This window comes from Streptomyces sp. RB17 (assembly GCF_009604455.1).
Taxonomy (GTDB): Bacteria; Actinomycetota; Actinomycetes; order Streptomycetales; family Streptomycetaceae; genus Streptomyces.
This window is the reverse complement of the sequence record NZ_WEGL01000005.1, coordinates 290,437-312,886: the sequence shown is the minus strand read 5'-3', so window position 1 is coordinate 312,886 and position 22,450 is coordinate 290,437. Positions and strand designations below refer to the sequence as shown.

Annotated in this window: 26 protein-coding genes and 1 pseudogene; 14 read left to right on the top strand and 13 right to left on the bottom strand. The window is 73.1% G+C overall.

What is annotated here, in order from left to right:
- The first annotated feature begins 7 nt into the window (after nucleotides 1-7).
- From SRB17_RS23170 to ppk2, 4 genes are all read left to right on the top strand, one after another.
- On the top strand, nucleotides 8-1,537 hold the full coding sequence (locus SRB17_RS23170) for an aldehyde dehydrogenase family protein (protein WP_153541808.1): 1,530 nt from the start codon (nucleotides 8-10) through the stop codon (nucleotides 1,535-1,537).
- 76 nt (nucleotides 1,538-1,613) lie between these two features.
- Nucleotides 1,614-2,309 (top strand): orotidine-5'-phosphate decarboxylase, encoded by a 696-nt coding sequence (gene pyrF / locus SRB17_RS23165; protein WP_323376126.1) that lies wholly within the window; start codon nucleotides 1,614-1,616, stop codon nucleotides 2,307-2,309.
- Between the two features lie 103 nt (nucleotides 2,310-2,412).
- Nucleotides 2,413-3,072, top strand: coding sequence for an alpha/beta hydrolase (locus tag SRB17_RS23160; RefSeq protein WP_323376125.1), 660 nt, complete (start codon nucleotides 2,413-2,415; stop codon nucleotides 3,070-3,072).
- A 30-nt stretch (nucleotides 3,073-3,102) separates the two neighbouring features.
- Entirely contained in the window at nucleotides 3,103-3,906 is an 804-nt protein-coding gene (gene ppk2, locus SRB17_RS23155) for a polyphosphate kinase 2 (RefSeq protein WP_153541804.1), read from the top strand.
- 39 nt (nucleotides 3,907-3,945) lie between these two features.
- On the opposite strand, the gene SRB17_RS23150 is transcribed toward ppk2, so the two are convergent.
- From SRB17_RS23150 to SRB17_RS23135, 4 genes are all read right to left on the bottom strand, one after another.
- Nucleotides 3,946-6,330 (bottom strand): phosphoketolase, encoded by a 2,385-nt coding sequence (locus SRB17_RS23150; RefSeq protein ID WP_153541801.1) that lies wholly within the window; start codon nucleotides 6,328-6,330, stop codon nucleotides 3,946-3,948.
- Between the two features lie 335 nt (nucleotides 6,331-6,665).
- Nucleotides 6,666-6,968 (bottom strand): muconolactone Delta-isomerase family protein, encoded by a 303-nt coding sequence (locus SRB17_RS23145; protein ID WP_153541799.1) that lies wholly within the window; start codon nucleotides 6,966-6,968, stop codon nucleotides 6,666-6,668.
- Between the two features lie 137 nt (nucleotides 6,969-7,105).
- Nucleotides 7,106-7,423, bottom strand: a complete 318-nt coding sequence (locus SRB17_RS23140) for a hypothetical protein (protein WP_153541797.1) — start codon at nucleotides 7,421-7,423, stop codon at nucleotides 7,106-7,108.
- Nucleotides 7,420-7,767: a hypothetical protein gene (locus SRB17_RS23135; RefSeq protein ID WP_153541795.1), complete on the bottom strand. Its 348-nt coding sequence runs from the start codon at nucleotides 7,765-7,767 to the stop codon at nucleotides 7,420-7,422. The genes SRB17_RS23140 and SRB17_RS23135 overlap by 4 nt, the downstream gene beginning before the upstream one ends.
- Nucleotides 7,768-8,226: 459 nt before the next feature.
- On the opposite strand from SRB17_RS23135, the gene SRB17_RS23130 reads away from it, so the two are divergent.
- The 3 genes from SRB17_RS23130 to SRB17_RS23120 all read left to right on the top strand — a co-directional run bounded on the left by SRB17_RS23130 (nucleotide 8,227) and on the right by SRB17_RS23120 (nucleotide 10,800).
- Nucleotides 8,227-9,591 (top strand): MBL fold metallo-hydrolase, encoded by a 1,365-nt coding sequence (locus SRB17_RS23130; protein ID WP_323376124.1) that lies wholly within the window; start codon nucleotides 8,227-8,229, stop codon nucleotides 9,589-9,591.
- A gap of 73 nt (nucleotides 9,592-9,664) precedes the next feature.
- A complete protein-coding gene (locus SRB17_RS46495) occupies nucleotides 9,665-10,054 on the top strand; it encodes a rhodanese-like domain-containing protein (protein ID WP_153541793.1) in 390 nt (129 codons plus the stop codon).
- Nucleotides 10,051-10,800 carry a sulfite exporter TauE/SafE family protein gene (locus SRB17_RS23120; protein ID WP_323376123.1) on the top strand — a complete coding sequence of 250 codons (750 nt, stop codon included), beginning with the start codon at nucleotides 10,051-10,053 and terminating at the stop codon, nucleotides 10,798-10,800. Before SRB17_RS46495 ends, SRB17_RS23120 begins: the two co-directional genes overlap by 4 nt.
- An 18-nt stretch (nucleotides 10,801-10,818) precedes the next feature.
- Here SRB17_RS23120 and SRB17_RS23115 read toward each other — a convergent pair whose 3' ends face one another.
- Complete coding sequence (locus SRB17_RS23115; protein WP_323376122.1) at nucleotides 10,819-11,106, bottom strand: metal-sensitive transcriptional regulator; 288 nt, start codon at nucleotides 11,104-11,106, stop codon at nucleotides 10,819-10,821.
- A gap of 81 nt (nucleotides 11,107-11,187) precedes the next feature.
- Between SRB17_RS23115 and SRB17_RS23110 the strand changes: the two genes are divergently transcribed.
- Complete coding sequence (locus SRB17_RS23110; RefSeq protein ID WP_153541791.1) at nucleotides 11,188-11,769, top strand: rhodanese-like domain-containing protein; 582 nt, start codon at nucleotides 11,188-11,190, stop codon at nucleotides 11,767-11,769.
- Nucleotides 11,770-11,796: 27 nt separating this feature from the next.
- Here SRB17_RS23110 and SRB17_RS23105 read toward each other — a convergent pair whose 3' ends face one another.
- Nucleotides 11,797-12,090 (bottom strand): hypothetical protein, encoded by a 294-nt coding sequence (locus SRB17_RS23105; protein WP_228396201.1) that lies wholly within the window; start codon nucleotides 12,088-12,090, stop codon nucleotides 11,797-11,799.
- Nucleotides 12,091-12,348: 258 nt separating this feature from the next.
- On the opposite strand from SRB17_RS23105, the gene SRB17_RS23100 reads away from it, so the two are divergent.
- The gene (locus SRB17_RS23100) at nucleotides 12,349-13,215 is read left to right on the top strand and encodes a universal stress protein (protein ID WP_153541789.1); all 867 of its coding nucleotides are present in this window, start codon (nucleotides 12,349-12,351) and stop codon (nucleotides 13,213-13,215) included.
- A 16-nt stretch (nucleotides 13,216-13,231) separates the two neighbouring features.
- Here SRB17_RS23100 and SRB17_RS23095 read toward each other — a convergent pair whose 3' ends face one another.
- Nucleotides 13,232-13,420, bottom strand: a complete 189-nt coding sequence (locus SRB17_RS23095; RefSeq protein ID WP_153541787.1) for a hypothetical protein — start codon at nucleotides 13,418-13,420, stop codon at nucleotides 13,232-13,234.
- A gap of 376 nt (nucleotides 13,421-13,796) precedes the next feature.
- Here SRB17_RS23095 and SRB17_RS23090 point away from each other — a divergent pair, with 376 nt between their 5' ends.
- The gene (locus SRB17_RS23090) at nucleotides 13,797-14,240 is read left to right on the top strand and encodes a universal stress protein (protein ID WP_153541785.1); all 444 of its coding nucleotides are present in this window, start codon (nucleotides 13,797-13,799) and stop codon (nucleotides 14,238-14,240) included.
- A gap of 48 nt (nucleotides 14,241-14,288) precedes the next feature.
- On the opposite strand, the gene SRB17_RS23085 is transcribed toward SRB17_RS23090, so the two are convergent.
- Complete coding sequence (locus tag SRB17_RS23085; protein ID WP_153541783.1) at nucleotides 14,289-14,729, bottom strand: CBS domain-containing protein; 441 nt, start codon at nucleotides 14,727-14,729, stop codon at nucleotides 14,289-14,291.
- Nucleotides 14,730-15,395: 666 nt separating this feature from the next.
- On the opposite strand from SRB17_RS23085, the gene SRB17_RS23075 reads away from it, so the two are divergent.
- Nucleotides 15,396-16,187: a universal stress protein gene (locus tag SRB17_RS23075; protein ID WP_153541781.1), complete on the top strand. Its 792-nt coding sequence runs from the start codon at nucleotides 15,396-15,398 to the stop codon at nucleotides 16,185-16,187.
- A 42-nt stretch (nucleotides 16,188-16,229) separates the two neighbouring features.
- On the opposite strand, the gene SRB17_RS23070 is transcribed toward SRB17_RS23075, so the two are convergent.
- Nucleotides 16,230-17,111, bottom strand: coding sequence for a universal stress protein (locus SRB17_RS23070; protein ID WP_153541779.1), 882 nt, complete (start codon nucleotides 17,109-17,111; stop codon nucleotides 16,230-16,232).
- A gap of 368 nt (nucleotides 17,112-17,479) precedes the next feature.
- On the opposite strand from SRB17_RS23070, the gene SRB17_RS23065 reads away from it, so the two are divergent.
- Nucleotides 17,480-17,884 (top strand): Hsp20/alpha crystallin family protein, encoded by a 405-nt coding sequence (locus SRB17_RS23065; RefSeq protein WP_153541777.1) that lies wholly within the window; start codon nucleotides 17,480-17,482, stop codon nucleotides 17,882-17,884.
- Between the two features lie 62 nt (nucleotides 17,885-17,946).
- On the opposite strand, the pseudogene SRB17_RS23060 reads toward SRB17_RS23065, so the two are convergent.
- A pseudogene (locus SRB17_RS23060) lies at nucleotides 17,947-18,485 on the bottom strand (response regulator transcription factor).
- The gene (locus SRB17_RS23055) at nucleotides 18,482-19,147 is read right to left on the bottom strand and encodes a CBS domain-containing protein (RefSeq protein WP_153541775.1); all 666 of its coding nucleotides are present in this window, start codon (nucleotides 19,145-19,147) and stop codon (nucleotides 18,482-18,484) included. The pseudogene SRB17_RS23060 and the gene SRB17_RS23055 overlap by 4 nt, the downstream one beginning before the upstream one ends.
- A gap of 246 nt (nucleotides 19,148-19,393) precedes the next feature.
- On the opposite strand from SRB17_RS23055, the gene SRB17_RS23050 reads away from it, so the two are divergent.
- Nucleotides 19,394-20,275, top strand: a complete 882-nt coding sequence (locus SRB17_RS23050; protein ID WP_153541773.1) for a universal stress protein — start codon at nucleotides 19,394-19,396, stop codon at nucleotides 20,273-20,275.
- 24 nt (nucleotides 20,276-20,299) lie between these two features.
- Entirely contained in the window at nucleotides 20,300-21,199 is a 900-nt protein-coding gene (locus SRB17_RS23045; RefSeq protein WP_153541771.1) for a universal stress protein, read from the top strand.
- Nucleotides 21,200-21,411: 212 nt separating this feature from the next.
- Here SRB17_RS23045 and SRB17_RS23040 read toward each other — a convergent pair whose 3' ends face one another.
- Both SRB17_RS23040 and SRB17_RS23035 read right to left on the bottom strand, forming a co-directional pair.
- A complete protein-coding gene (locus SRB17_RS23040) occupies nucleotides 21,412-21,984 on the bottom strand; it encodes a hypothetical protein (RefSeq protein WP_153541769.1) in 573 nt (190 codons plus the stop codon).
- Nucleotides 21,981-22,382, bottom strand: coding sequence for an STAS domain-containing protein (locus SRB17_RS23035; RefSeq protein ID WP_153541767.1), 402 nt, complete (start codon nucleotides 22,380-22,382; stop codon nucleotides 21,981-21,983). Before SRB17_RS23035 ends, SRB17_RS23040 begins: the two co-directional genes overlap by 4 nt.
- Between the last annotated feature and the right edge of the window lie 68 nt (nucleotides 22,383-22,450).

Below are 22,450 nucleotides of genomic sequence, written 5' to 3'. Positions count from 1 at the left end.
GACCACCATGACCAGCACCGCACTGCCCACCACGGACGACCTGCGCGCACACGCCCGTGCCGCCCTTCGGAACATCGGCGTCGACGTGGCCGAGGGCACCGGCCTCCACGCCCGCACTCCCCTGACCGGCGAGCACCTCTTCGCCCTGCCGGCCGCGACCGACGCCGATACCGGGGAGGCCATCGCCGCCGCCCGTACCGCTTTCCTCGGCTGGCGCACCACGCCCGCCCCACGCCGCGGAGAACTGGTCCGCCGCCTGGGCGAGTTGCTGCGCGAGCACAGGAGCGACCTGGCCGACCTCGTCACCATCGAGGCGGGCAAGATCCGCTCCGAGGCGCTCGGCGAGATCCAGGAGATGATCGACATCTGCGACTTCGCCGTGGGCCTGTCCCGTCAGCTCTACGGCCGTACGATCGCCTCCGAACGTCCCGGACACCGGCTGGCCGAGACCTGGCACCCCCTCGGCGTGGTCGGTGTCATCTCCGCCTTCAACTTCCCCGCCGCCGTGTGGTCCTGGAACACCGCCGTCGCCCTCGTCTGCGGCGACACGGTGGTCTGGAAGCCCTCGGAGCTCACGCCGCTGATCTCCCTGGCCTGCGACCACCTGCTCGCCCGTGCAGCCGAGGAGGTCGGCGCGCCCCGTGACGTCCACCGTCTGCTCCTCGGTGACCGCACGGTCGGCGAGAAGCTCGTCGACGATCCACGTGTCGCCCTGGTCAGTGCGACCGGCTCCACCCGGATGGGCCGCGAGGTCGGCCCCCGCGTGGCCGCCCGCTTCGGTCGCAGTCTGCTGGAACTCGGTGGCAACAACGCCGCGATCGTCGCTCCTTCCGCCGACCTCGGCCTCGCCGTCCCGGCCGTCGTCTTCGCCGCGGCCGGCACCGCGGGCCAGCGCTGTACGACGCTGCGCCGCCTGATCGTCCACCGCGACATCGCCGACACCCTCGTCGAGCGGCTGACCGCCGCCTACACCAGGCTGCCCATCGGCGACCCGTTCGACGACTCCACGCTGGTCGGCCCGCTCATCTCCACCGCCGCACTCGACGCCATGCGGGGCGCCCTGACCCGGGTCCAGGCCGAGGGCGGCAAGATCCTGGCCGGCGGAAACCGGCGCCTCGCCGAGGCGGCACCTGCGGCGGCGTACGCCGAGCCCGTCCTCGTCCGCGTCGACGAACAGACCGACGTCGTACGGGAGGAGACCTTCGCACCGATCCTGTACGTCCTCACCTACGGCACCCTCGACGAGGCGCTCGCCCTGCACAACGACGTCCCCCAGGGCCTGTCGTCCAGCATCTTCACCCGCGACCAGCAGGAGGCCGAGATCTTCCTGTCCACCGCCGGCTCCGACTGCGGCATCGCCAACGTCAACATCGGCACCTCCGGAGCCGAGATCGGCGGTGCCTTCGGCGGCGAGAAGGACACCGGCGGCGGCCGGGAGTCCGGCTCCGACGCCTGGAAGTCCTATATGCGCTCGGCCACCAACACCATCAACTACTCAGGCGAACTGAACCTCGCCCAAGGCGTCAGCTTCCTCTGACCGGACACCACGAGCCGCAGCCGACGGGAACCGTCTCCGCGGCGTTCGTGGAGAAGCCGGCGGCCACAATGGCGGCGTGGACACACGCGATCAGATCATCGTCGCCCTGGACTGCGACGACCGGGCCGGCGCCGAGCGCATCGTCGGTCAGCTGGGTGAGGAGTGCCGTTTCTACAAGGTCGGCCTGGAGCTTCTCACCGCGGCCGGACCCGACTTCGTCACGTTCCTCGTGGCGCAGGGCAAGGAGGTCTTCCTGGATCTCAAGCTCTTCGAGATCCCCAACTCGGTCGCCGGTGCGGTGCGCGCGGCGGGCACGCTGGGCGTCTCCATGGTGACGGTGCACGGCATGGGCGGCCTGGGCATCATGACTGCCGCCGTCGAGGCCGCCCGTGCCTTCCCCGGACTGCGGATCCTCGCGCTGACCGTGGTCACCAGCATGACCGACGAGGACCTCACCGACATCGGGATCGGGGGTTCGGCCGCGGAGCAGGTGCTCAGACTGGCCCGGCTCGCGGGCAAGGCCGGCTGTCACGGGCTGATCGCCTCGCCCCAGGACGTCGCGGCCCTGCGCAGCGCACTGGGGGCCGATCCCCTGATCGTCACTCCGGGAGTCACCCTGCCCGGTGACTCTCCGGCCGAGCACGCCCGCCCCGGAACACCACGCGCCGCCATCGCCGCCGGCGCCTCGCACATCGTGGTGGGACGAACGGTCACACGCGCCCCGGACCCGGCGGCCGCGTTCCGTCTCGTCCGCGCCGGCCTGTCCCGGTGAGGGCAAGGCATTCTGCTGTGGGCCGAGGTTGTGGCACCTCGGACGGCGCGCGGGGCAGCATCGTCGCATGCAGCCGGTCTTCGTTCTCGTACACAGTCCGTCCGTGGGCCCCTCGACCTGGCACCCCGTGGCCGAACACCTGGCGGCGGCGGGACACCAGGTACGGGTGCCGTCCCTGCAGCACATCGGTGCGAGTGGGCCGCCGTTCTGGCCCCGGGTCGTCGCGGCGGTCCGCGACGACCTGCGGCAGGTCCCGGCCGACCGCCCCGTGACGCTCGTGGCCCACAGCAACGCGGGGTTGTTCCTTCCCACGATCCGCTCGGGGCTCGACCACCGGGTGGCCGGCTCGATCTTCGTCGACGCCGCACTGCCGGCGCGCACCGGGCCCACTCCCGTCGCCTCGCCCGAGGTACTGGCGTTCCTCCGCCCCATGGCCGTGAACGGCAGGCTGCCGCGCTGGACCGACTGGTGGGACGAAGCAGACGTCGCCCCCATGTTCCCGGATCCGGTGACGCGGCGGACGGTCGTCGAGGAGCAGCCCACCCTGCCACTCTCCTACTACGAGCAGCGCGTCCCGGTCCCCGACGGATGGGACGACCATCCCTGCTCCTACGTGCTGTTCAGCCCGCCCTACGACGGCCTGGCCGCGGAGGCGCGCGCACGCGGCTGGCGCGTGGTCCAGCTGCCCGGCGAACACCTCCACCAGATCGTCGACCCTGCCGGCACGGCCCGCCACCTCGTCCGACTCGCCGGTACGGCGTGATTCCACCGTCAGTCGGGAGAGAATGATCAGATGACCGACGAGAAGGCGGCGACGCTGTCACGCAAGGCCTATGAGGCCGAACTGCTGCGACTGCAGATCGAGTTGGTGAAGCTGCAGGAGTGGGTGCGAGCCGAGGGCGCCCGGCTGGTCGTCGTCTTCGAGGGGCGGGACGCGGCCGGCAAGGGCGGCGCCATCCAGCGGGTCACCCACTATCTCAACCCTCGTGTCGCCCGGATCGTGGCGCTGCCCAAGCCGACGGAGCGCGAGCGCACGCAGTGGTACTTCCAGCGGTACGTCGCGCACCTGCCGGCCGCCGGCGAGATCGTGCTGTTCGACCGGTCCTGGTACAACCGGGCCGGCGTCGAGCGCGTCATGGGCTTCTGCACCGGGGAGGAGCACCGGCTGTTCCTGCGCCAGTGCCCCACCTTCGAGCGCATGCTGGTCGAGGACGGGATCCTGCTGCGCAAGTACTGGTTCTCGGTGAGCGACGCGGTGCAGCAGGAACGCTTCCAGCGCCGCCTGGAGGATCCGCTGCGGCGCTGGAAGCTGTCGCCGATGGACCTGGAGTCGATCACCCGGTGGGAGGCGTACTCCCGGGCGAAGGACGAGATGATGGTGCACACGGACATCGCCGAGGCGCCCTGGTACATCGTGGAGAGCGACGACAAGCGGCGCGCCCGGCTGAACATGATCGCCCACCTGCTGTCGTCCGTGCCGTACCACGAGGTGCCGCCACCGGTGCTGGACCTGCCGGAGCGGCCGCCGTCCACCGGCTACGAACGGCCGCCGCGTGATCTGCGGACCTACGTCCCCGACCACGCGGCACACCTGTGACCCGCCCCCGCCACCGGAACGCGGGAGTCCCGGATCCGTTCAGCCGTCCCACGACCAGTCGGCCACCTCCGGCAGGTCCGTGCCGTGTTCCCGGATCCAGACGTGGTGCCGCTGCCGGGCGTCCTCCATCCGCTGGCGTACGGCCGCCGCCCGCACCGCCAGACCCGGGACGCGGTCGATGACGTCCATCACGAGGCGGTAGCGGTCGAGGTCGTTGCGGACCACCATGTCGAACGGCGTCGTCGTGGTGCCGAACTCCTTGTAGCCGCGCACGTGCAGGTGCTGGTGGCCGGCGCGCCGGTAGGCAAGGCGGTGGATCAGCCACGGGTAACCGTGGTACGCGAAGATGACCGGCTTGTCGGCGGTGAAGAGACCGTCGTACTCGAAGTCGCTCATCCCGTGCGGATGTTCCTCGCTCGGCAGCAGGCGGGCGATGTCGACGACGTTCACCACGCGCACCGCCAGACCGGGCAGCTCCCGCCGCAGCAACTGGGCCGCCGCCAGCACCTCCTGCGTGGGCACGTCGCCCGCACAGCCCAGTACCACGTCGGGCTCGCGGGTACCGTCCTCGGTGCCGGCCCACTCCCAGATCCCGGCGCCGCGGGCGCAGTGGACCTTCGCCTCTTCCATCGACAGCCAGTCGAAGCACGGCTGTTTGCCGGCCACGACGACGTTGACGTAGTCGCGGCTGCGCAGCACATGGTCGGCCACCGACAGCAGGGTGTTGGCGTCCGGCGGCAGATAGACCCGTACCACCTCGGGGCTCTTGTTGAGGATGTGGTCGACGAACCCGGGATCCTGGTGGGAGAAGCCGTTGTGGTCCTGCCGCCACACATGGGAGGTGAGCAGGTAGTTGAGGGACGCGATGGGGGCGCGCCAGGGCAGGCGGCGCGTGGTGCGCAGCCACTTGATGTGCTGGTTGACCATGGAGTCGACGATGTGCACGAACGCCTCGTAGCAGGAGAAGAGGCCGTGCCGGCCGGTGAGGAGGTAGCCCTCCAGCCAGCCCTGGCAGGTGTGTTCGGAGAGGATCTCCATCACCCGGCCGTGCCGGTCGAGGTGTTCGTCGACGGGCAGGGTCGCGGCCTGCCAGGCCTTGCCGCTGGCGCCGTAGACGGCCTGCAGCCGGTTGGAGGCGGTCTCGTCGGGGCCGACCAGGCGGAAGTCGCGGCGCTCGGCGGTGGCCGCCATGACGTCCTGGAGCAGGTCGCCGAGGACACGGGTCGGTTCGTGCAGGGTGGCACCGGGCTTGTCGACCTCCACGGCGTACCGCTCCAGCGGCGGCACAGGCAGCTCGCGCACCAGGAGCCCGCCGTTGGCGTGCGGCGTGGCCCCCAGCCTGCGGGTGCCCTCGGGGATGCAGGCGAGTACGTCCGGGCGCGGCGCCCCCTGCTCGTCGAACAGCTCCTCCGGGCGGTACGACCGCATCCACTGCTCCAGCTGCCGCAGGTGCTCGGGGTTGTCCCGGACGGCGGCGAGCGGCACCTGGTGGGAGCGCCAGGTGCCCTCCACCGGCAGCCCGTCGACCTCGGCCGGGCCGGTCCACCCCTTCGGGGTGCTCAGCACGATCATCGGCCAGCGGGGGCGCTGCGTCGCGCCGCCCTCCCGCGCGGCCCGCTGGAGCGCCGCGATGCGGCTGACGGCGGTGTCCATGGCCTCGGCCATCGCGCGGTGCACGGCCGCCGGGTCGTCGCCGGTGACGTGGATCGGATCGTGGCCGTAGCCCCTGAGCAGCTCGTCGAGTTCCGCCTCGGGGATCCGGGACAGCACGGTCGGATTGGCGATCTTGTAGCCGTTGAGGTGCAGGATCGGCAGGACGGCGCCGTCGTCGACCGGGTCGAGGAACTTGTTGGAGTGCCAGGAGGCGGCCAGCGGTCCGGTCTCCGCCTCACCGTCGCCGATCACACAGGCGACCAGCAGGTCCGGATTGTCGAGGGCGGCGCCGTAGGCGTGGGAGAGCGAGTAGCCGAGCTCGCCGCCCTCATGGATCGAACCCGGGGTCTCCGGGGCGACGTGGCTGGGCACCCCGCCGGGGAAGGAGAACTGCTTGAAGAGCCGGGCCATGCCCGCCGCGTCCCGGGTGATGTCCGGATAGGTGTCGGTGTACGACCCCTCCAGCCAGGAGTTGGCCAGGACGGCGGGACCCCCGTGGCCCGGTCCCCAGATGCACAGGGCGTTCAGTCCGCGGGCCCTGATGAGGCGGTTGAGGTGGGTGTGCACGAGGTTGAGGCCGGGTGAGGTGCCCCAGTGGCCCAGCAGGCGCGGCTTGATGTGCTCCGGGCGCAGCGGTTCGGTCAGCAGGGGGTTGGCCATGAGGTAGATCTGGCCGACGGAGAGGTAGTTCGCGGCGCGCCAGTGGGCGTCCAGCGTGGCGAGCTCCTCGTCCGTGAGCCCGGCGGGCGCCTGCTGCGTGTCGACGGACATCGGGATTCCTTCCGGATCGGACGGCGGTCGGGGCGTGACGCATGCCCGGGCGGGCACAGCTCCACCCTCCGGCGGACCGCCGGGTACCCGACAGGGCCGTCCGGTCCACGGCCACCGGCAGGACGGCCCCTTCGGGCCGGCCCAGGTCCGGCGCCCACCCCGTACAGCGTCCGCCCACCGCCGGGCGCCGGCCCGGTGACCAGCTCCGACTGGAGGTGCGCGGACACCCGCTCGGGGGACGGCCGGCCGCTGTCACCAGGACCTCTTCGCCGACGTCGCCCGCACTCCCTACGACAAGGTGGCGGCGGCCGGTACGGCCGACCGGGCCCTGCCCGTCACGATGTGGCGCCGGTCCGGCCCGGGTCGTTGGGGTGAGCCTCCAGTGGGGTGACGGTGAGGGTCATCCACGGGCGCAGCGGGAGCGTGCCGAGCACCTTCTCGTGCAGCTCGTTGTCGTCGGTGGCACGCCAGACACCGATGCTGCGCAGCTCGCCGACCGGGCGCCACAGCCGTACCAGGTGGCCGGCGGCGGCCAGCTCACGAGCGCGGACGGCCTCGGCGGCGCGCCGGCGGTCGACCTCATCATCTGTGGTGCCCTCGGGAATCGTGGTGGTGATCTCGACCAGGAACTCTCGCATGTCCCCACTCCGCTCGCTGGGACGTCCGCCGGGCCGGAGAACGCCACGGACGGCTCGGCGCCGCCGTGCCCTCATCGTCCGTCGCTGTCGGTCCGGCGGCCACGTCCGGCCTCCTCACTGCTGATAGGCAGGGCCTCCTACAGCGCACCAGGGCCGGGGACGTCACAGAGACGGTCGGCGGCGTCACGGACCGCCTCTTCGACGAAGGGGGCAGGGGCTGCGTCGGCCTCGCGACTCACACCTCTGTGGTACCAGTCCGTGCCGACGATGTGGTGGTCGCGCAGGGTGTGCAGGGTGTGGTAGCCGGGGAACTGATCGGCCTCGGCGGCGTGCAGCCCGGCGCGGTGTTCGCTCAGCCACCGGTCGGCGATGCGTACCGCCCGGCCGGATCCGACTTCCGGTGCGCCGGGCCGGCGGGGTGCGGGCATCATTCCGTAGGCGGTGTTCCACATCATGGCCGGGCCGTACTCCAGGTGCGGGTGCCGCTCCCCGGGTCGAGGAGGACTTCGGTGGCGGGGCGGCCGTCGGGGCGGAGGAGTTCGGCCTGGTAGCCGTTGCTGAACCGCATCACCTCCCCGACGCGCAGGCCCCACCGGTCGGCGAAGCGCCCCGCGGCACGGTCCGCATCGGCCATGCCGTGGACGCGGCCTTCCCGGGGCCCGGCGCCCGCCATCACCCCGGGGCCGGGGCGCCATGGCCCGGTACCGGCGCCCGTGACCCACACCAGCGAGTCGATGAGCGCGGCCACCTCCGCGAGCAGCACGGCCAGGTACGGCCATCGGCGCGACAGCCCGGTCATCGGGGCCCGGCCTGTGGGCGGCCAGGCGTCGACGCGCCTCGGTGTAGGTGTCCGCGTCGATCTCGCCGGTGGCGAAGCGCCGGTCGAGGATCTCCTCCGGTGTCTCTCTCTGTTCCGGAGCGCGGTGGGTGTCGCCGCGCGCCGCGGGGTGCTGGGCGAAGCGGATTCCCGCCCACACGGCCAGAGCGATCAGCGCGATCCACAGCAACGGCATGAAGGCCATCCACGCCCAGCCGCCCATCCAGTACATCATCGCGGCTCACCTGCCCAGGAGGGTCCTGCTGCCCACTCTCCCCGGGGGCACGGAACGGCGGCAGGGGCCCTTCGGCCTCATCACGGGGCCTGTGGGCACCTCTGCGGCGGCGAGCGGCCTTCCCGCCTGCCGAAAATACCCCCCGGGGTACTCGTGCTACCGTCGATATATACCCCGGGGGGTAATTTCACCGGAAGGGAGCACCCGTGTTCTTCATCGACACGATCGAGGTGGCCGGGCTCGGCAACCGCAGCTATCTGGCGGGCGGCGAGCGGACGGCCGTGGTGGTCGATCCACCGCGTGACATCGACCACGTGATCGCCGCCGCCGCACGGCGTGGGGTGCGGATATCCCACGTCGTCGAGACGCACCTGCACAACGACTACGTCACCGGCGGACTGGAGCTGGCCCGGATCACGGGCGCCGCCTACCTCGTCCCCGCCGCGGCCCGGGTCTCGTACGAGCGCGTGCCGGTGCACGACGGCGACCACCACGAGATCGACGCCGTCGCCGGACTGGTGCTGCGCGCGATCGCGACCCCCGGCCACACCCCGCACCACACCTCGTACGCGCTGGAGGAGAACGGCACGGCCGTCGCCGTGTTCACCGGCGGCTCGCTGCTGATCGGCACCGTGGGCCGGCCCGACCTGGTCGAACCACGGCTGACGGAAGACCTCGCCCGGGCCCAGCACGCCTCCGCGCACCGCCTGGCCGGCGAACTGCCGGACGACACCACCGTGCTGCCCACGCACGGCTTCGGCAGCTTCTGCTCGTCGAGCCAGGCGGAGGGCACGTCCACCACCATCGGCAAGGAGAAGGCGTCCAACACGGCCCTGACCCGGGACGTGGACAGCTTCGTCGCCGAGTTGCTCGCCGGTCTGGACGACATTCCCGCGTACTACGCCCACATGGGCCCGGCCAACGCCGCGGGGCCCGCCCCGCTGGACCTGACCCAGCCCGCCCTCGCGGACGCCGGTGAGATCGCCGCCCGGCTCGCCGCCGGGGAGTGGGTGGTCGACCTGCGCAACCGGGTCGCCTTCGCCGAAGGCCATGTCGCCGGCTCGTTCAACTTCGAGGCCGACGGACAGCTCGCCACCTACCTGGCCTGGCTCATCCCGTGGGGCAAGCCGGTGACCCTGCTCGCCGAGTCCGCCGGACAACTCGCCGCCGCCCAGCGCGAGCTGGCCCGGGTCGGCATCGACCGCCCGGCGGCCGCGGCCACGGGAGAGCCGAGGAGCTGGGCCCGGGAGGGCGACGCTCTCGCCTCCTTCCCGCGGGCCACGTTCGCCGACCTCGCGGAGCGCTCCGGGGACGGCATCGTCGTCCTGGACGTCCGACGGGACTCGGAGCGGGCGTCGGGCCAGGTGCGGGGATCGGTCCACATCCCCGTCCACGCCCTGCACCGCCGCCTCGGCGAGGTCCCCGACGGGCAGGTGTGGGTGCACTGCGCCGGTGGCATGCGCGCCGCCGTCGCCGCCTCCCTGCTGGACGCCGCGGGCCGCGACGTCGTCGCGGTCGACGACCGCTTCGACTCGGCCGAGAAGGCCGGGCTGACCGTCCGCACCCTCTGACGGCCCCCGACTCTCTGACGGCGTCCGCCGCAGAGCACCCCAACCCAGAAGACGAACAGGAGCGAGAACCACGATGAGCCTCTTCGGACGCGGCCGGGGCGGCCCGGCCCGGGTGACCGTGCGGGAAGCCGCCGCCCGCACAGGGCACGCCCGGGCGGCAGGAGACAGCGGAGTCTGCGTGTTGCTCGACGTACGCGAAACCGGCGAGTGGCAGGCCGGTCACGCCCCCGGCGCCGTACACCTGCCCCTCACGGCGCTGGCCGCCGGTGCCGGGCTGCCCGCTGAGGCGCTATCGCGGCCGGTCGTCGTGATCTGCCGCTCGGGCCGCCGTTCCCGGCAGGCCGCGGAACTGCTGCGGGCCAGGGGCGTCGAGGCCGTCGACGTCGTGGGCGGCATGCAGGAGTGGGCCGGTGCGGGACTGCCGGTCGTGGACGCGCGGGGCGGGAACGGGACCGTCGCGTGAGCGCGGTGATACTCGCGCTGGCCGCCGGGGCCGTCATCGGTCTGGCGCTCGGCGCCCTGGGCGGCGGCGGCAGTGTGCTGACCGTGCCCGCCCTGATCTACCTGCTCGGTTTCACCCCGGTCGCGGCCACCACGGCCAGTCTGGTCATCGTCACCGTCACCTCCGCCACCGCCCTGTCCGCGCACGCCCGGGACGGGCATGTCCGCTGGCGTACGGGGCTGCTGTTCGCGGCGGCCGGGACCGGCCCGGCCATGCTGGGCGGCGCGCTCGCCGGACGCCTGCCGGCGGCCGTGCTGACCGTGGCCTTCGCCGTGGTCGCGGCCGCCGCCGCGGTACGCATGCTGCGGCCCCGCTCCGACCCGGACGGCACGGTCCGCGTACGGCCGGTGCGGGCGGCGGCCGCCGGCGCCGGACTCGGCGCGGTCACCGGCGTGCTCGGGGTGGGCGGCGGCTTCCTCGCGGTCCCCGCCCTGGTCGACGTCCTCGGCATGCGGATGCGGGCGGCCGTGGGCACCAGCCTGCTCGTCATCACCGTCAACTCGCTGGCGGCACTGGCGATGCGCGCCGGTACGGCCGAGGGCCTGGACTGGTCCGTCATCGGACCGTTCGCGGGGGCGGCGATCCTGGGTGCCTGGGACGGCAAGCGCCTGTCGGCGAAGCTGTCCGGACACACCCTGCAGCGGGTCTTCGCCCTCGTCCTGCTGGCGGTCGCGGGCTTCATGCTGGCCGATGCGGTGGTGGCATGACCCGGCGACCGCGAAGTCCTACGCCAGCGACAGGAACAGCTTCTCCAGCCGCGCGCGCATCGCCTCCGTGTCCTCACCGTTCTTGCGGCCCGATTCGATGTCGGCCACGCACTGCTGCAGGCCGGTGGCGATGATCGCGAAACCGGCCCGGTCCAGGGCCCGCGAGGCGGCGGCCAGTTGCGTGATGACGTCCTCGCAGTCCCGCCCCTCCTCGATCATCCGGATCACACCGGAGATCTGGCCCTGCGCACGCCGCAGCCGGTTCAGCACGGCCCTCAGGGACGCACCCTCAAGCTCCAGTTCCACGCTCACTCCTCGAAAAATACCCCTAGGGGTACTGTACGTCCCGGTTCGGGACGGCGGCGACCATCAAGGATCACATCTGCCATGACCACCACCCCCGTCACCCTCGACGCCGGCCAGGCCCGCGCCCGGCTGCACGAACTCACCGTCATCGACGTGCGCACCCCGGGCGAGTACGCCTCCGGCCACCTGCCCGGTGCCCTCAACATCCCCCTGGACCGGATCCGGAGCGCGCTGCCCGAGATACGGCACGCCGCCGGACGCGGCGACGTCCTCATGGTGTGTGCCTCCGGCGCGCGCTCGGAGCGCGCCTGCGGGCTGCTGGCCGAGGAGGGCATCCGGACGGCCACCCTCACCGGCGGCACCGGCGCCTGGGCCGGCGCGGGACACGACCTGCACCGGCCGGCCGCCTGCGACACCCGGGCCGGCTGGAGCATGGAGCGGCAGGTGCGCTTCACGGCGGGCACGGTCGTGCTCCTGGGCCTGCTCCTCGGTCTGCTGGTGCATCCGGCCTTCCAGATCCTCTCGGCCGGCATCGCGGGCGGCCTCGTCTTCTCCGCGCTCACCGACACCTGCGGCATGGCCGCCGTACTGGGCAAGCTGCCGCACAACCGCCCCCGCCCGGCGGACCTCGCCGCGACGCTCGCCGCACTGCGCCGGGGCTGACCGCCGCCACGAAGAGGACGCAGCTGGTCAGGAGGTGCCGCTCTGCGGCCGGGCACCGGCGGGCTGCTCGGCCGCACCGATCCGCTGAAGGAGCAGGTGGGCCAGACCACGCGCCTCGTCCGGGGTGAGTGCCGCCCAGACTCCCGGTTCGCCGCCCTGGTCCTCCCCCACCTCCAGGGCGATCCGGCTGACGGGCCGGCCCGGGTCTCCGAGGCGCAGGCACCGTACGTCGATCCTGCGTCCGCACCTCGTCACCAGAGGGTTCTCTTCCGTACGGCCCGCCTCGGTCCTGTGCAGCCGGTCGTTCCCCGCCGTCGCCATCGGTCTCACGCTCCTCCGCCGCTCGGTTCCGTCCCCAGCGGTGCGCCGGCCCTGTGGCCCCTCATACCCGCTGGGGTATGAGGGGCAGCGCTTCGTGCGGCGGAGTTGTTCCCGGGTGTCAGCACCGGAACCCCGGGTCCGAAAGCCGCCGGAAAGAGCCGAAGGGCCCTCGTGCCCCGACCGGAGCGGATGCAACCGTGAAGTCGGCGCCAAGTGCCGCACACCCGACTGGCAGCCCCGTGAAAGGCGGTGGGGACGATGGCACTCCCCCTGGTTGTCGGCGTCGACGGATCGGATTCGTGCCTGCTCGCCGTCGACTGGGCCGTGGACGAAGCCGTACGGCACGGCGTTCCCCTGCGGCTCGTCCACGGCTCCCTCTGGGAGCGTTACGAGGGCGCCCTGCCGGGAACCGGCGGCGGTCGGCCCTCCGAGCAGGTGCTGGCCGAGCACATCGTGGCCCACGCGGCGGAGCGCGCCGAGCGGCACCACCCCGACGTGAAGGTCACCACCGACACCCTCCCGGAGGACGCCGCGACCGCCCTCGTGCACGAGGGCGCCGCCGCATTCGCGGTGGTGACGGGCTCACGCGGGCGCGGCCCGCTCAAGGGACTGCTTCTCGGCTCAGTGGGTCTGGCCGTCGCGGCCCGGGCGCACTGCCCCGTGGTCGTGGTCCGGGGTGACCGAGCGGGTCTGGCCGGTACGCACGGACGGATCCTGCTCGGCCTCGGAGACGCCGACACCGGCTCCGAGGCCCTTCGGTTCGCCTTCCGCGAGGCCGACGTCCGGGGCTGCACCCTGGACGTCGTACGTGCCTGGCGCCACCCCGCCCACGAGGTGAGTGGTGAGGGGACCCGGGCGGACGAGCCGGCGGACGCGACGGCCTCCGCGCTGCTCGATGCGTCACTCCACGCCCTGAGCGCCGAGTATCCGCAGGTCCGCACCCACCGTTCGGCGCTCGAGGGGCCGGCGAGCAAGGTCCTTGTGAACCGGTCGGCGGCCGCGGATCTCGTCGTCATCGGCGCGCGCCGCAGGACGGGCCCTTTCGGACTCCAGCTCGGCCGGGTGGGCCACACCCTGCTGCATCACGCCCAGTGCCCGGTCGCGATCGTGCCCCAGCAGTCGTGAGCACGGTGCGGCGCTCTCAGCCGAACAGGCTGCGCACCCTGATCGTCTCGACGTGCCGCCACGAGCCGCCGGGCAGCAGCATCCAGTCGCCCTTCGCCGACGAGGCCCTGCGCCCCACGGCGGTCCGCGCCGCCCTGCGCGTCGGCAGCCGGGACCCGCATTCCCGCATCCCGGCCCGCGGCCGGGGCAGTGCCCCCTTGCTCATGGCTCCTCCCGCGACGTGAGGCGCGGTATGTCACGTGCGTTCACCTGCCTGAGCACGCACCCCCGAACATCATCGCCCTTTTCCCGGAGTATCGCCCTCGGACGGCACAGCGCGGGAGGCCGGACACCGACCGGATGGGTGCCCGTACACCCGGCCGCCGCCCGTCCGAGTGATCGGCGCGCCGGGACGGCCTGCCTGGATCTGTGGCGCCGCCGCGGTCTTCGAGTGTGGTGGGGCCCTGGCCAGGACACTCGGCCGACGGCGTACGCGGCACCACGGACGCATGTTGCCGTGGCGAGATCGCGGGACCGCGTGCAGCGTGGAAACGGACGTGGCCGATCGACGGGGTGGGAGAGCCGTAGGAGAGGTGGGACGCATGGACAAGGATGTCTCCGGTCCTCGGGTGGTCGCCGGTGTCGACGGATCGCCGTCCTCGTACGACGCCCTGCGCTGGGCCGTCCGCTACGCCGGCCTCGTGGGCGCCACGGTGGAGGCGATCGCGGTGTGGGAACTGCCGGGGCTCTACGGCTGGTCGGCGCCCGCCGTGGACATGGATGTCGACGAGGAGGAGACGCGGCAGCGGGTGCGCAAGGAGCTGACCGAGGTGCTCGGCGCGGACGCGGCCGGCTCGGTCCGCTGCCATGTGGTGCACGGCAACGCCGCCGACGTACTGCTGCGGGCCGCCGAGGGAGCCGAGGTCCTGGTCGTCGGCGGCCGGGGCCGGGGCGGGTTCGCCGCCGCCCTGCTGGGCTCGGTCAGCCAGCATGTGTCGCAGCATGCGAGCTGCCCGGTCGTGATCGTGCCTGCGCGGAAGCAGTGAGCTGTCCCGACGGGGAGTGTCGTCCGGGTCGCGCACTGCCCGGCCCGTTCAGCTCGCCTGCGACGCCCTGTCCGCTCCCGGCGGTCCCGGCGGTTCCCGCAGCACGCTCCAGGCGATCGGACCCAGCAGATCGGCCAGTCGCCGGAAGACGTCCAGAAGGAGGTCGTCGATCGTCACCACGCCCACCAGGCGGTGTCCGTCCAGCACCGGCAGGCGGCGCACGCCGATGCGGCGGAACGTGCCATAGGCCGTCTGGATGTCGTCCGCCGCATCGACCGTGACCACCCCCGAGGACATCACCGCTTCGACCGCTGTGCCCGGGGGCAGCCCACCGCCCAGCCCGCGCACCGCTATGTCGCGGTCGGTGACGATGCCGCGCAGCGTCCCGTCCTCGACGACCAGGACTGAGCCCACCCCGGACTCCGACATCCTCCGGGTCACCTGCTCCAGGGGGACGTGCGGTGGGACGGCCACAGCGGGAGCGGTCATCACCTCGGACACCTTCACCCGGCTTCTCCCTCCGCTCGGACGCCCACGGGCGTCCCGTCTCGTACGACGTCCAGCACGTCGGCGACGGGCCGACGGGGACTCGGACGGCCTTCGGGTTAGGCAAGCAGCTGCGGATCGGCCCGGTCGGGCAGCAGCCGGACCGCCGGATGCCGGCCGGCCGCGGCGGCGGCCACGCGCAGGTTGAACAGGGCCGCGCCACATCCGAGGTGCACGCCGCGGGTCCGGATCGGTGCACGGCGGGGCGCGCTCCAGGTCGGCGTGGAGGCGCAGGACACCGCTGTCGCTCCGGTAGCGGAACCTCCAGGTCTGTGCGTTGTGCAGCGAGGGGGCTGCCGCGGCGTCGGCCACGGGGGCGGTGATGTCGTACGGGGTGAGGGGTGGCGTGATCACGGTGGCCTCCCTGGGTCGCGGGCCCCGCCGTCGTATGAGGTGGCGCCGCATCTGCCGCGGGACGTCATACGAGTCCTGTCTCCAGCCTGAGTGGCACTCACTGTCGGCGGCAGGGGCCGAATGTCCCGGGCGGCAGAGCCGGTTGGCGGTCGAAAGGGCCGATCCGCCCCTCAGCTCAGCGCGCCGGCGGTGTGAGGGTGGGGGCAGGACAGGACCGCTGCGGTGCCCGCAGTCCGGCGAGAGGCGGTGCGGGTCATGCGTCCTCCCCTGGTGGTGGGTGTCGACGGATCGGACTCCGGCCTGCCGGCCGTGGACTGGGCCGCCGACGAGGCCGAAATGCACGGTCTGCCGCTGCGGCTCGTCCACGCGTCGCGGTGGGAACGTTACGAGGGCCGCCCGGCCTCGACCGGCTCCGCGCGTCCGGCCCGGCGGATGACGGCGTACGACATCGTCGGCGACACAGCGGAGCATGCCCGCCGACGGGCCCCGGCCGTCCCGGTGGACACCGCCGTTCTCCCGCAGGGCCCCGCTTACGCGCTCCTGCACGAGGGCCACAACGCCACCGCTCTGATCGTCGGCTGCCGCGGCCGCGGGGAGTTGCCGGACACCGCGGGCATCGCGGGCACCCACGGCCGGGGCGTCATCGGTGTCGGCGAACCCGGCACGAGCGGCATGGCGACCCGCTTCGCGTTCCGCGAGGCCGAGGCCCGCAAGTGCGGGCTGGACGTGGTGCGCACCTGGCGACGGCCGCCCCACCGGTCCGTGCTCACCGGCCGTGCCGGCCTCGGCGACGACGAGCAGGCCGTCGCGCTGATCGACGAGCTGCTGGAGGAACCCCTGACCGATCACCCGGACGCGCACGTACTCCGCTCGGTCGTCGAGGGGCCGGCTCGCGAGGTGCTGCTTCAGCGGTCCGCGGCGGCGGACCTCCTGGTCGTCGGGGTGGCACGGCGCCGCAGCCTGGGCGTACTGGAACTGGGGCGCGTGGCACACACGGTGCTGCACCACGCCAGGTGTCCCGTGGCCGTCGTACCGGACTTCCCGTGACGGCCCCTGGGCTCTCGGACTCGGCTCGGATGCGGTGGACGCTCAGGTCCGCGCCGGCGGAACGACGAGGACGGGACAACGGGCGTAGTGCAGCACTCCCTGGCTGACCGAGCCCAGCAGCATCCCCGCGAAGCCACCGTGCCCGCGCGTGCCCACCACCAACCCCAGTGCGTGGGCGGAGGCGTCGGTGAGGGCCTGCACCGGATGTCCGACGACCAGTTCGTGCCGCAGGTCCACGTCGGGACAGCGCGCTTGACGGCCGGCCACGGTCTCCGAGAGCAGCCGCCGGTACTCCTGCTGGACTCCGTGCTCGTCGAAGATCCTCAGTGGTCCGGGCTGCCAGACGTACAGTGCCCGCACCTCGGCACCGCGCAGACAAGCCTCCTCGAACGCCAGGTCCACGGCGGCGGCCGAGTGCTCGCTGCCGTCGACGCCGACGACGTAGAACGCGGGCTCCTGGGGGACGTGCTCCGCTTCCGGGACGACCACCACCGGGCAGAGCGCCCGCGCGATCAGGCGCAGGGCGACCGCGGACGAGCCGAACACCTCCTGGGCCCGGCTGAGGTGCTGCGAACCCAGCACGACGGCCGTGGCGGCACGGCTCTCCTCGCCCAGCACCCACACGGGGTCCCCCTCGGCGAGTACGGCGTCCACCTCGACCTCGGGGTGCCGGGCCGCGACGAAGTCCACGGCCTCGGCGAGGATCTGCTTCCCGCTGCGGTGCAGGGCCTCGTTCCACTCCTCCCAGGACGGCGGGACGTCCGGCCCCCGTAGCCCCCTGGTCGGCACGCCCTCGGCGCGCACGGGACGCAGCGGCACCCGCCGACGGGCCGCCTCGTCGGCCGCCCAGCCCAGCGCCGTCCGCCGGGCGGGGTCCGTGTCCACACCGACCACGATGGGCCGGCGCTCACTCGGCTCGGACATGATCGCCTCCAGGTGCCGCAGTGGCGCGACGGCGCGGACGGACGGTTGCCGCCGCAGGCCCGTTCCGCGGTGTTGCCGCACGGTCCCGTCCCATGCAAGTCGCGCACCGTACGAGGTGCCAGGGGCCGTTGGTCCCTGCCTCGGGCGGGTGGGCCTCACCCGCTTCAGGAGTCAGCCGCCGGATCCGGCGAGAGCGTCCGGGACTCGAGGTCCGCTGCCGCGTGTGGTCGTTCCCTGGTCATCAGTGTGACCTCCCGAGGAACGGGCAAAAGGGACTTTGAGGACCCATGACATGGGCTGTTCGGCCTCAACACGGGAACGCCGGGCGCGCTGCACTGGAATCAGGCGAAGACCGAGGAGGTAGGGCCATGGGCACACTCACCCGTATGCAGAGGATCCCGTTCCCGGACATGCCGGACTGGTTCGAGACCATTCCGAGCAAGTTCGCCATGCCTTCCGTCCGGATCGAGGACTTCACCGACGGCGACCGTTACGTCATGCGCGCCGAGCTTCCGGGCATGTCCCCGGAGGACATCGACGTGATCATCGGCGACGGGGTGCTCACGGTGAAGGCCGAGCGTGGCGAACGGGACGTGGACAAGAACCACAGCGAGATCCGGTACGGCTCGATGAGCCGCAGCGTGACGCTGCCGCCGGGCGCCGACGAGAACGACGTCACGGCCGACTACACCGACGGCATGCTGACCGTCAGCGTGGGCCTGGGTTCCGAGAAGGCGGAGGCCAGGCATGTCAAGATCAAGCGCGGCGGCTGACGCATCCGTTTACTCATCGGCGGGCCCCCTGCCGGGCCCGCCCGTCGCGCTCTGCGGCAATCTCAGCGGTGCGAGCCGTCCGTGGAGCTCTGCGGCTCCAGGTGGGACGCGAGGACCGCCGCCTGGACGCGGCGCTGGACTCCGAGCTTCGCCGGCATCCGATCTCGCGGTTGGTGAGACCGTCGCCGATCAGGGCGAGGATGACCCGTTCGCGTGGCGACAGGGCCGCAGCTCGGGCGGCACGGAGGGGAACTCGGCCTGGGCGGTGCGCAGCGTGCGCATCAGACGGGGTCCGGCAAAGCGTCCTCGTCGTCGAACGAGGTCAGCATCGGACACGCCGGCTCCGGCATCGGGCTGCGCGGCTCCCGGCGGTCCGAGATGCCGTCACCGTCCGGAAGCCGCACGTCGAGCGCGCCACGTCCGGGTGCAGCGCGGGCCCGCGGGTGAGGGCGTGCTCGGCGGTGTCCGCGTCACCGCCCACGGAGACGTCCGGTACGGCGTCGAGCAGTTCGGCCGGTCCGCGCCGTACGACCTCGTGGCCGTCCAGCAGGAACACCACCCGGATCGGGTGCTGTTCCGTGAAGGTGGATGCCCCGCTCAGCGCGGCCTCACTCCATGATCGGCGCGTGCGAGGTCGAACTGCACGTCCACCACGCCTTCCACGGCCCGCACCAGGCGCGCGGCCACCGGGACCAGGGCGGTGTCCCGGATCCGGCCCGTCAGCGTGACGACTCCGTCGTGCACGTCCACCTGGATCGCCGAGGCCGGTGACGGAAGGAGGGACGACACGATCTCGCGCCGTACCCCCTCGGCGATGTCGTCGTCATCGCGCAGGAAGACCTTGATCAGGTCGGCGCGGCTGACGATGCCCGCCAGCAGTCCGGCGTCGTCCACCACCGGCAGCCTCTTGACCCCCTCGTGCGCCATGGTGCGGGCGGCCTCGGCGAGGGTGGCGTTCGGCCGGACGGTGACGGCGGGCGACGACATGAGATCCCCGGCGGTCAGGCCGCCGGCCTTCGCCATGTCGACCGGCCGGCGCAGCTGGAGGTAGCCGGTGGCCGGGTCGTCCCGCAGTTCCTCCCTGGGCAGCAGGTCGGCCTCGGAGACCACGCCGATCACCCGGCCCTCGCCCTCGATCACGGGCAGAGCGCTCACCCGCCAGTCCTGCATCAGCTGCACGATCTCCTTGAACGGCGCCCGCCGGCCCACGGCGGCGACCGTCCGGCTCATGACATCGCTGACGGTGTGCGCGGTGCCGTACATGGTGACCTCCGTGAACCTGGTGGCGACGCTCCGGCTTCTTCCAGGGTGTGCCGGTGCCGGACACCCGGCCGCCACCGGTCCCCCAGGTGGGCCGTTCGGCTCCCGCGCTCGAGTCCTGGTGCTGCACCGGAGAGGTTCTGCGCAGGGCCGGTCGGTCCCGTGCAGGGACGTGCGGCCTCTCGTCCCGCGACCGCGGCGGCGCCACGCTGGAGACTGGATGCATCGTCGTCCCGGGAGGTGCAGGCGATGACCCGAACGGTCACGGCAGGTCTCGACGGGTCGCCCGAGAGCCGGGCCGCAGCCGAATGGGCGGCGCGTGAAGCAGGGTTGCGTGGTCTGCCGCTGAAGATCGTTCACGTGGCCCAGGCCCTGCCGCTCGGGGGTGAGACCCGGCAGCACTGGACCGAGGAGGTTCCCCGTGCGGCCGCCGAGGGGCTGCGGCTGCGCCATCCCGGTGTCGAGGTGATCACCGACCGGCTCACCGGGGATCCGGTCGACGCCCTGACCGAGGCGGCGGACTCGGCCGAGCTGATGGTGCTGGGCTCGCGCGGCCTCGGCGGGCTCGCCGGCTTCATGGTCGGCTCGGTCGGCCTGGCCGTCCTCGCCCACGCCGAACGCCCTGTGGTACTGGTCCGGGCCGGAGAGCAGGCCGCCGACGAGCACAAGCCGAACCCGGCGGGCGTACCGTCCGCCGCGCCCCCCTTCCGGCCCGTCGTTCTCGGCGTCGACATCGGCACCCCCGACGAGACGCTGCTCGGGTTCGCCTTCGACGCGGCCGCCCGCCGAGGCGCCTCCCTGCGGGTCGTACATGCCTGGAGCGAGCCGCCCACCATCTTCCACCGCTTCTGCGGCGACGCCGAGCTGTACGACGAGCTCGCCCGCGGGCAGGCCAAGGCCCTGGCCGAGCTGCTGCGGTCCTGGCGAGAGAGGTTCCCGGACGTGGAAGTGATCGAGGCGAGCCGATGCGGCAGCACCGCGCAGATTCTCGTCGACGCCTCCCGCGAGGCCTCCCTGGTCGTCGTGGGCCGGCGCGTCCGCACCAGCCCGCTCGGCGCCCACATCGGCCATGTGGCGCACGCCGTGCTGCACCACGTCGCGGCCCCGGTGGCCGTCGTCCCGCACAACTGACCCTTCGAGGCAACGGTGAACACGATGGACCTTCCGATCGTCGTCGGCGTCGACGGTTCCGAGCCGAGCCTGCGAGCCGTCGACTGGGCTGCCGACGAGGCCGCCCTGCGCGGGGCCCCGCTCCGGCTGGTGTACGCCTCCCTCTGGGACCGCTACGAGGGCGCCCTGCTCGCGCAGGAACTCGGCAAGCCGCTGGAGGAGGTGATGGCCCGGGACGTCGTCGGCACCGCGGAGCAGCGCGCCCGATGCCGCCGGCCCGGATTGAAGGTCACCACCGATGTGCTGCCCGAGGAGCCGGAGCACGGACTCGTACGGGAGAGCAGCACCGCCGTCGCCGTGGTGCTGGGGTGTCGTGGCCGCAGCGGCTTGGCCGAGGCGCTGCTGGGTTCCGTCAGCCTGGCGGTCGCCGGGCACGCGCGCTGTCCGGTGATCGTGCTGGGCGGCAGCCACGACAACCAGGCCCGCTCCGGGATCCGGGGGCGGATCGCGCTGGGAGTGGGCGACAAGCCGGCCCCCTCCGCCGGCTCGGCCGGTTCGGCCGGTTCGGCCGCCGTGCGGTTCGCCGTCGAGGAGGCGTCCCTGCGCGGGGTGTCCCTGGACGCCGTACGGGCCTGGCGGCGCTCCGCGTACGCGGCCACCGGTCACCGGCTGCTCGCAGGCGAGCGGGCACACCTTGGGGAGCACCAGGCCGCCGACGTGCTGGAGGAGGCCCTGCGCGACGCACCGGCCGGACTGAAGGTGGACCGCCGCGCCGTCGAGGGCCACCCCCGCGACGCCCTGATCGCCGTCTCCCGCGAGGCCGACCTGCTCGTCGTCGGCGCCCGGCGCAGGCACGGTCACCTCGGCCTCCACCTCGGCCGCGTCGCCCACGGGGTGCTGCACCACGCGGCCTGCCCGGTGGCCGTCGTACCGGAACCCGCCTGACGCCCCCGGCCCACCCACCACCGCCGGTCCCGACGACGGGATCCGCAGGAAACTCGCCGACGCCGCGCCGGCGCGCGCTGTGGCCGGTGCCGCCGGCTCTCCGCACCTGCGGGGGTGCCAGGAGAGCCACGTTCGCGGCATGTTCAGCCTGCGGCGGCGTGCCTGCGCGGAGGCGGGGGACGCGCGCCGGTCGGTGGCGACGGCGGTCCGCGTCAGCCCGTCCGGTGGCCCCAGCGGGGCTCCACCAGATCCCACTCACGGTCCCAGCGGGCCAGGCGCCGCCGGTCGAGCCACGCCCGTCCGAGCACGCCTGCCCCGTACACCGGGCCGGCGACGGCCAGGGCGGCCGTCGCGCCGAAGAGAGCGGCCTCGATCGCGCCCTCGGTGGGGTTCGTCGGCTTCGTGGGACTGAGGCCGCCGTGGTCGTCCTGCCAGACCACCAGCCGGGCGCCGGCCCGCAGACCGTTGTCCACGAGCGTGTCACCGGTCCGGGTCGTGCCGTCCGGTGCGGTCCAGCGCACCGTCGCCCGGACCAGACCGTCCGCCGGCCAGGCGGCCGCGGTGTCACGCGGTGCGTCGGCGAGCAGTACGGCACGGACGGGATGCCGGTGGGCCCGCTGCGCCGTGAACACATCTCCGGCGGCACGTGCGGTCAGCACGCCGACGACTGCCCCGCCGGCCACCACCACGATCCAGACCGCCAGGACGAGCCAGGCCTCCACGACGTCCTCGCGCCGCCGCAGCGGATTGCTCCGCCAACGCCACAGCCCCGACTTCGCGTTCATGACGCCGCTCCTCCCTGGGGTCCCGGCAGCGGCTGCGGCAGTCGTGTGTGCACCTCGAAGACGTCTCCGAGTCCCGTGACCCGGAGCATCCGCCGGAGGCCCGCGCTCTCCGTGATCAGCCGCAGCCGGCCCTGCCGGGCCAGTGTCCGGTTGCGGGCGCGGCACAGGACCCCGAGTCCGGCGCAGTCGATGAACGTGACCGGCCGCAGGTCGACCACCAGGTCGGGCTGGGAGCACGAGGTGAGCACGTCGAGCCGCCGCGACAGCACGGGGGCGGTCAGCACGTCGATCTCGCCGTGCACGGCCACGACGGTCGCTCCGCCGGCCACGCGGTGCCCCACGTGGACTTCCCGTGCGGTGTGGTGCTCCACGACCGGGGCCGTGCCGTTCTCGGACATGACACGAGGGAACCGGGCCCGGCGGACTGAGGGTAGGGCCGTCCGGCCCTGGCCGCGGGACCGTACGG

What these genes read in the sequence shown, in the direction of transcription:
- SRB17_RS23170 (WP_153541808.1), top strand. Translation starts at nt 8, where the DNA reads ATGACCAGCACCGCACTGCCCACCACGGACGACCTGCGCGCACACGCC.
- ppk2 (WP_153541804.1), top strand. Translation starts at nt 3,103, where the DNA reads ATGACCGACGAGAAGGCGGCGACGCTGTCACGCAAGGCCTATGAGGCC.
- SRB17_RS23150 (WP_153541801.1), bottom strand. Translation starts at nt 6,330, where the DNA reads ATGTCCGTCGACACGCAGCAGGCGCCCGCCGGGCTCACGGACGAGGAG.
- SRB17_RS23145 (WP_153541799.1), bottom strand. Translation starts at nt 6,968, where the DNA reads ATGCGAGAGTTCCTGGTCGAGATCACCACCACGATTCCCGAGGGCACC.
- SRB17_RS23140 (WP_153541797.1), bottom strand. Translation starts at nt 7,423, where the DNA reads ATGATGTGGAACACCGCCTACGGAATGATGCCCGCACCCCGCCGGCCC.
- SRB17_RS23135 (WP_153541795.1), bottom strand. Translation starts at nt 7,767, where the DNA reads ATGACCGGGCTGTCGCGCCGATGGCCGTACCTGGCCGTGCTGCTCGCG.
- SRB17_RS46495 (WP_153541793.1), top strand. Translation starts at nt 9,665, where the DNA reads ATGAGCCTCTTCGGACGCGGCCGGGGCGGCCCGGCCCGGGTGACCGTG.
- SRB17_RS23110 (WP_153541791.1), top strand. Translation starts at nt 11,188, where the DNA reads ATGACCACCACCCCCGTCACCCTCGACGCCGGCCAGGCCCGCGCCCGG.
- SRB17_RS23105 (WP_228396201.1), bottom strand. Translation starts at nt 12,090, where the DNA reads ATGGCGACGGCGGGGAACGACCGGCTGCACAGGACCGAGGCGGGCCGT.
- SRB17_RS23100 (WP_153541789.1), top strand. Translation starts at nt 12,349, where the DNA reads ATGGCACTCCCCCTGGTTGTCGGCGTCGACGGATCGGATTCGTGCCTG.
- SRB17_RS23095 (WP_153541787.1), bottom strand. Translation starts at nt 13,420, where the DNA reads ATGAGCAAGGGGGCACTGCCCCGGCCGCGGGCCGGGATGCGGGAATGC.
- SRB17_RS23090 (WP_153541785.1), top strand. Translation starts at nt 13,797, where the DNA reads ATGGACAAGGATGTCTCCGGTCCTCGGGTGGTCGCCGGTGTCGACGGA.
- SRB17_RS23085 (WP_153541783.1), bottom strand. Translation starts at nt 14,729, where the DNA reads ATGACCGCTCCCGCTGTGGCCGTCCCACCGCACGTCCCCCTGGAGCAG.
- SRB17_RS23075 (WP_153541781.1), top strand. Translation starts at nt 15,396, where the DNA reads ATGCGTCCTCCCCTGGTGGTGGGTGTCGACGGATCGGACTCCGGCCTG.
- SRB17_RS23070 (WP_153541779.1), bottom strand. Translation starts at nt 17,111, where the DNA reads ATGTCCGAGCCGAGTGAGCGCCGGCCCATCGTGGTCGGTGTGGACACG.
- SRB17_RS23065 (WP_153541777.1), top strand. Translation starts at nt 17,480, where the DNA reads ATGGGCACACTCACCCGTATGCAGAGGATCCCGTTCCCGGACATGCCG.
- SRB17_RS23055 (WP_153541775.1), bottom strand. Translation starts at nt 19,147, where the DNA reads ATGTACGGCACCGCGCACACCGTCAGCGATGTCATGAGCCGGACGGTC.
- SRB17_RS23050 (WP_153541773.1), top strand. Translation starts at nt 19,394, where the DNA reads ATGACCCGAACGGTCACGGCAGGTCTCGACGGGTCGCCCGAGAGCCGG.
- SRB17_RS23045 (WP_153541771.1), top strand. Translation starts at nt 20,300, where the DNA reads ATGGACCTTCCGATCGTCGTCGGCGTCGACGGTTCCGAGCCGAGCCTG.
- SRB17_RS23040 (WP_153541769.1), bottom strand. Translation starts at nt 21,984, where the DNA reads ATGAACGCGAAGTCGGGGCTGTGGCGTTGGCGGAGCAATCCGCTGCGG.
- SRB17_RS23035 (WP_153541767.1), bottom strand. Translation starts at nt 22,382, where the DNA reads ATGTCCGAGAACGGCACGGCCCCGGTCGTGGAGCACCACACCGCACGG.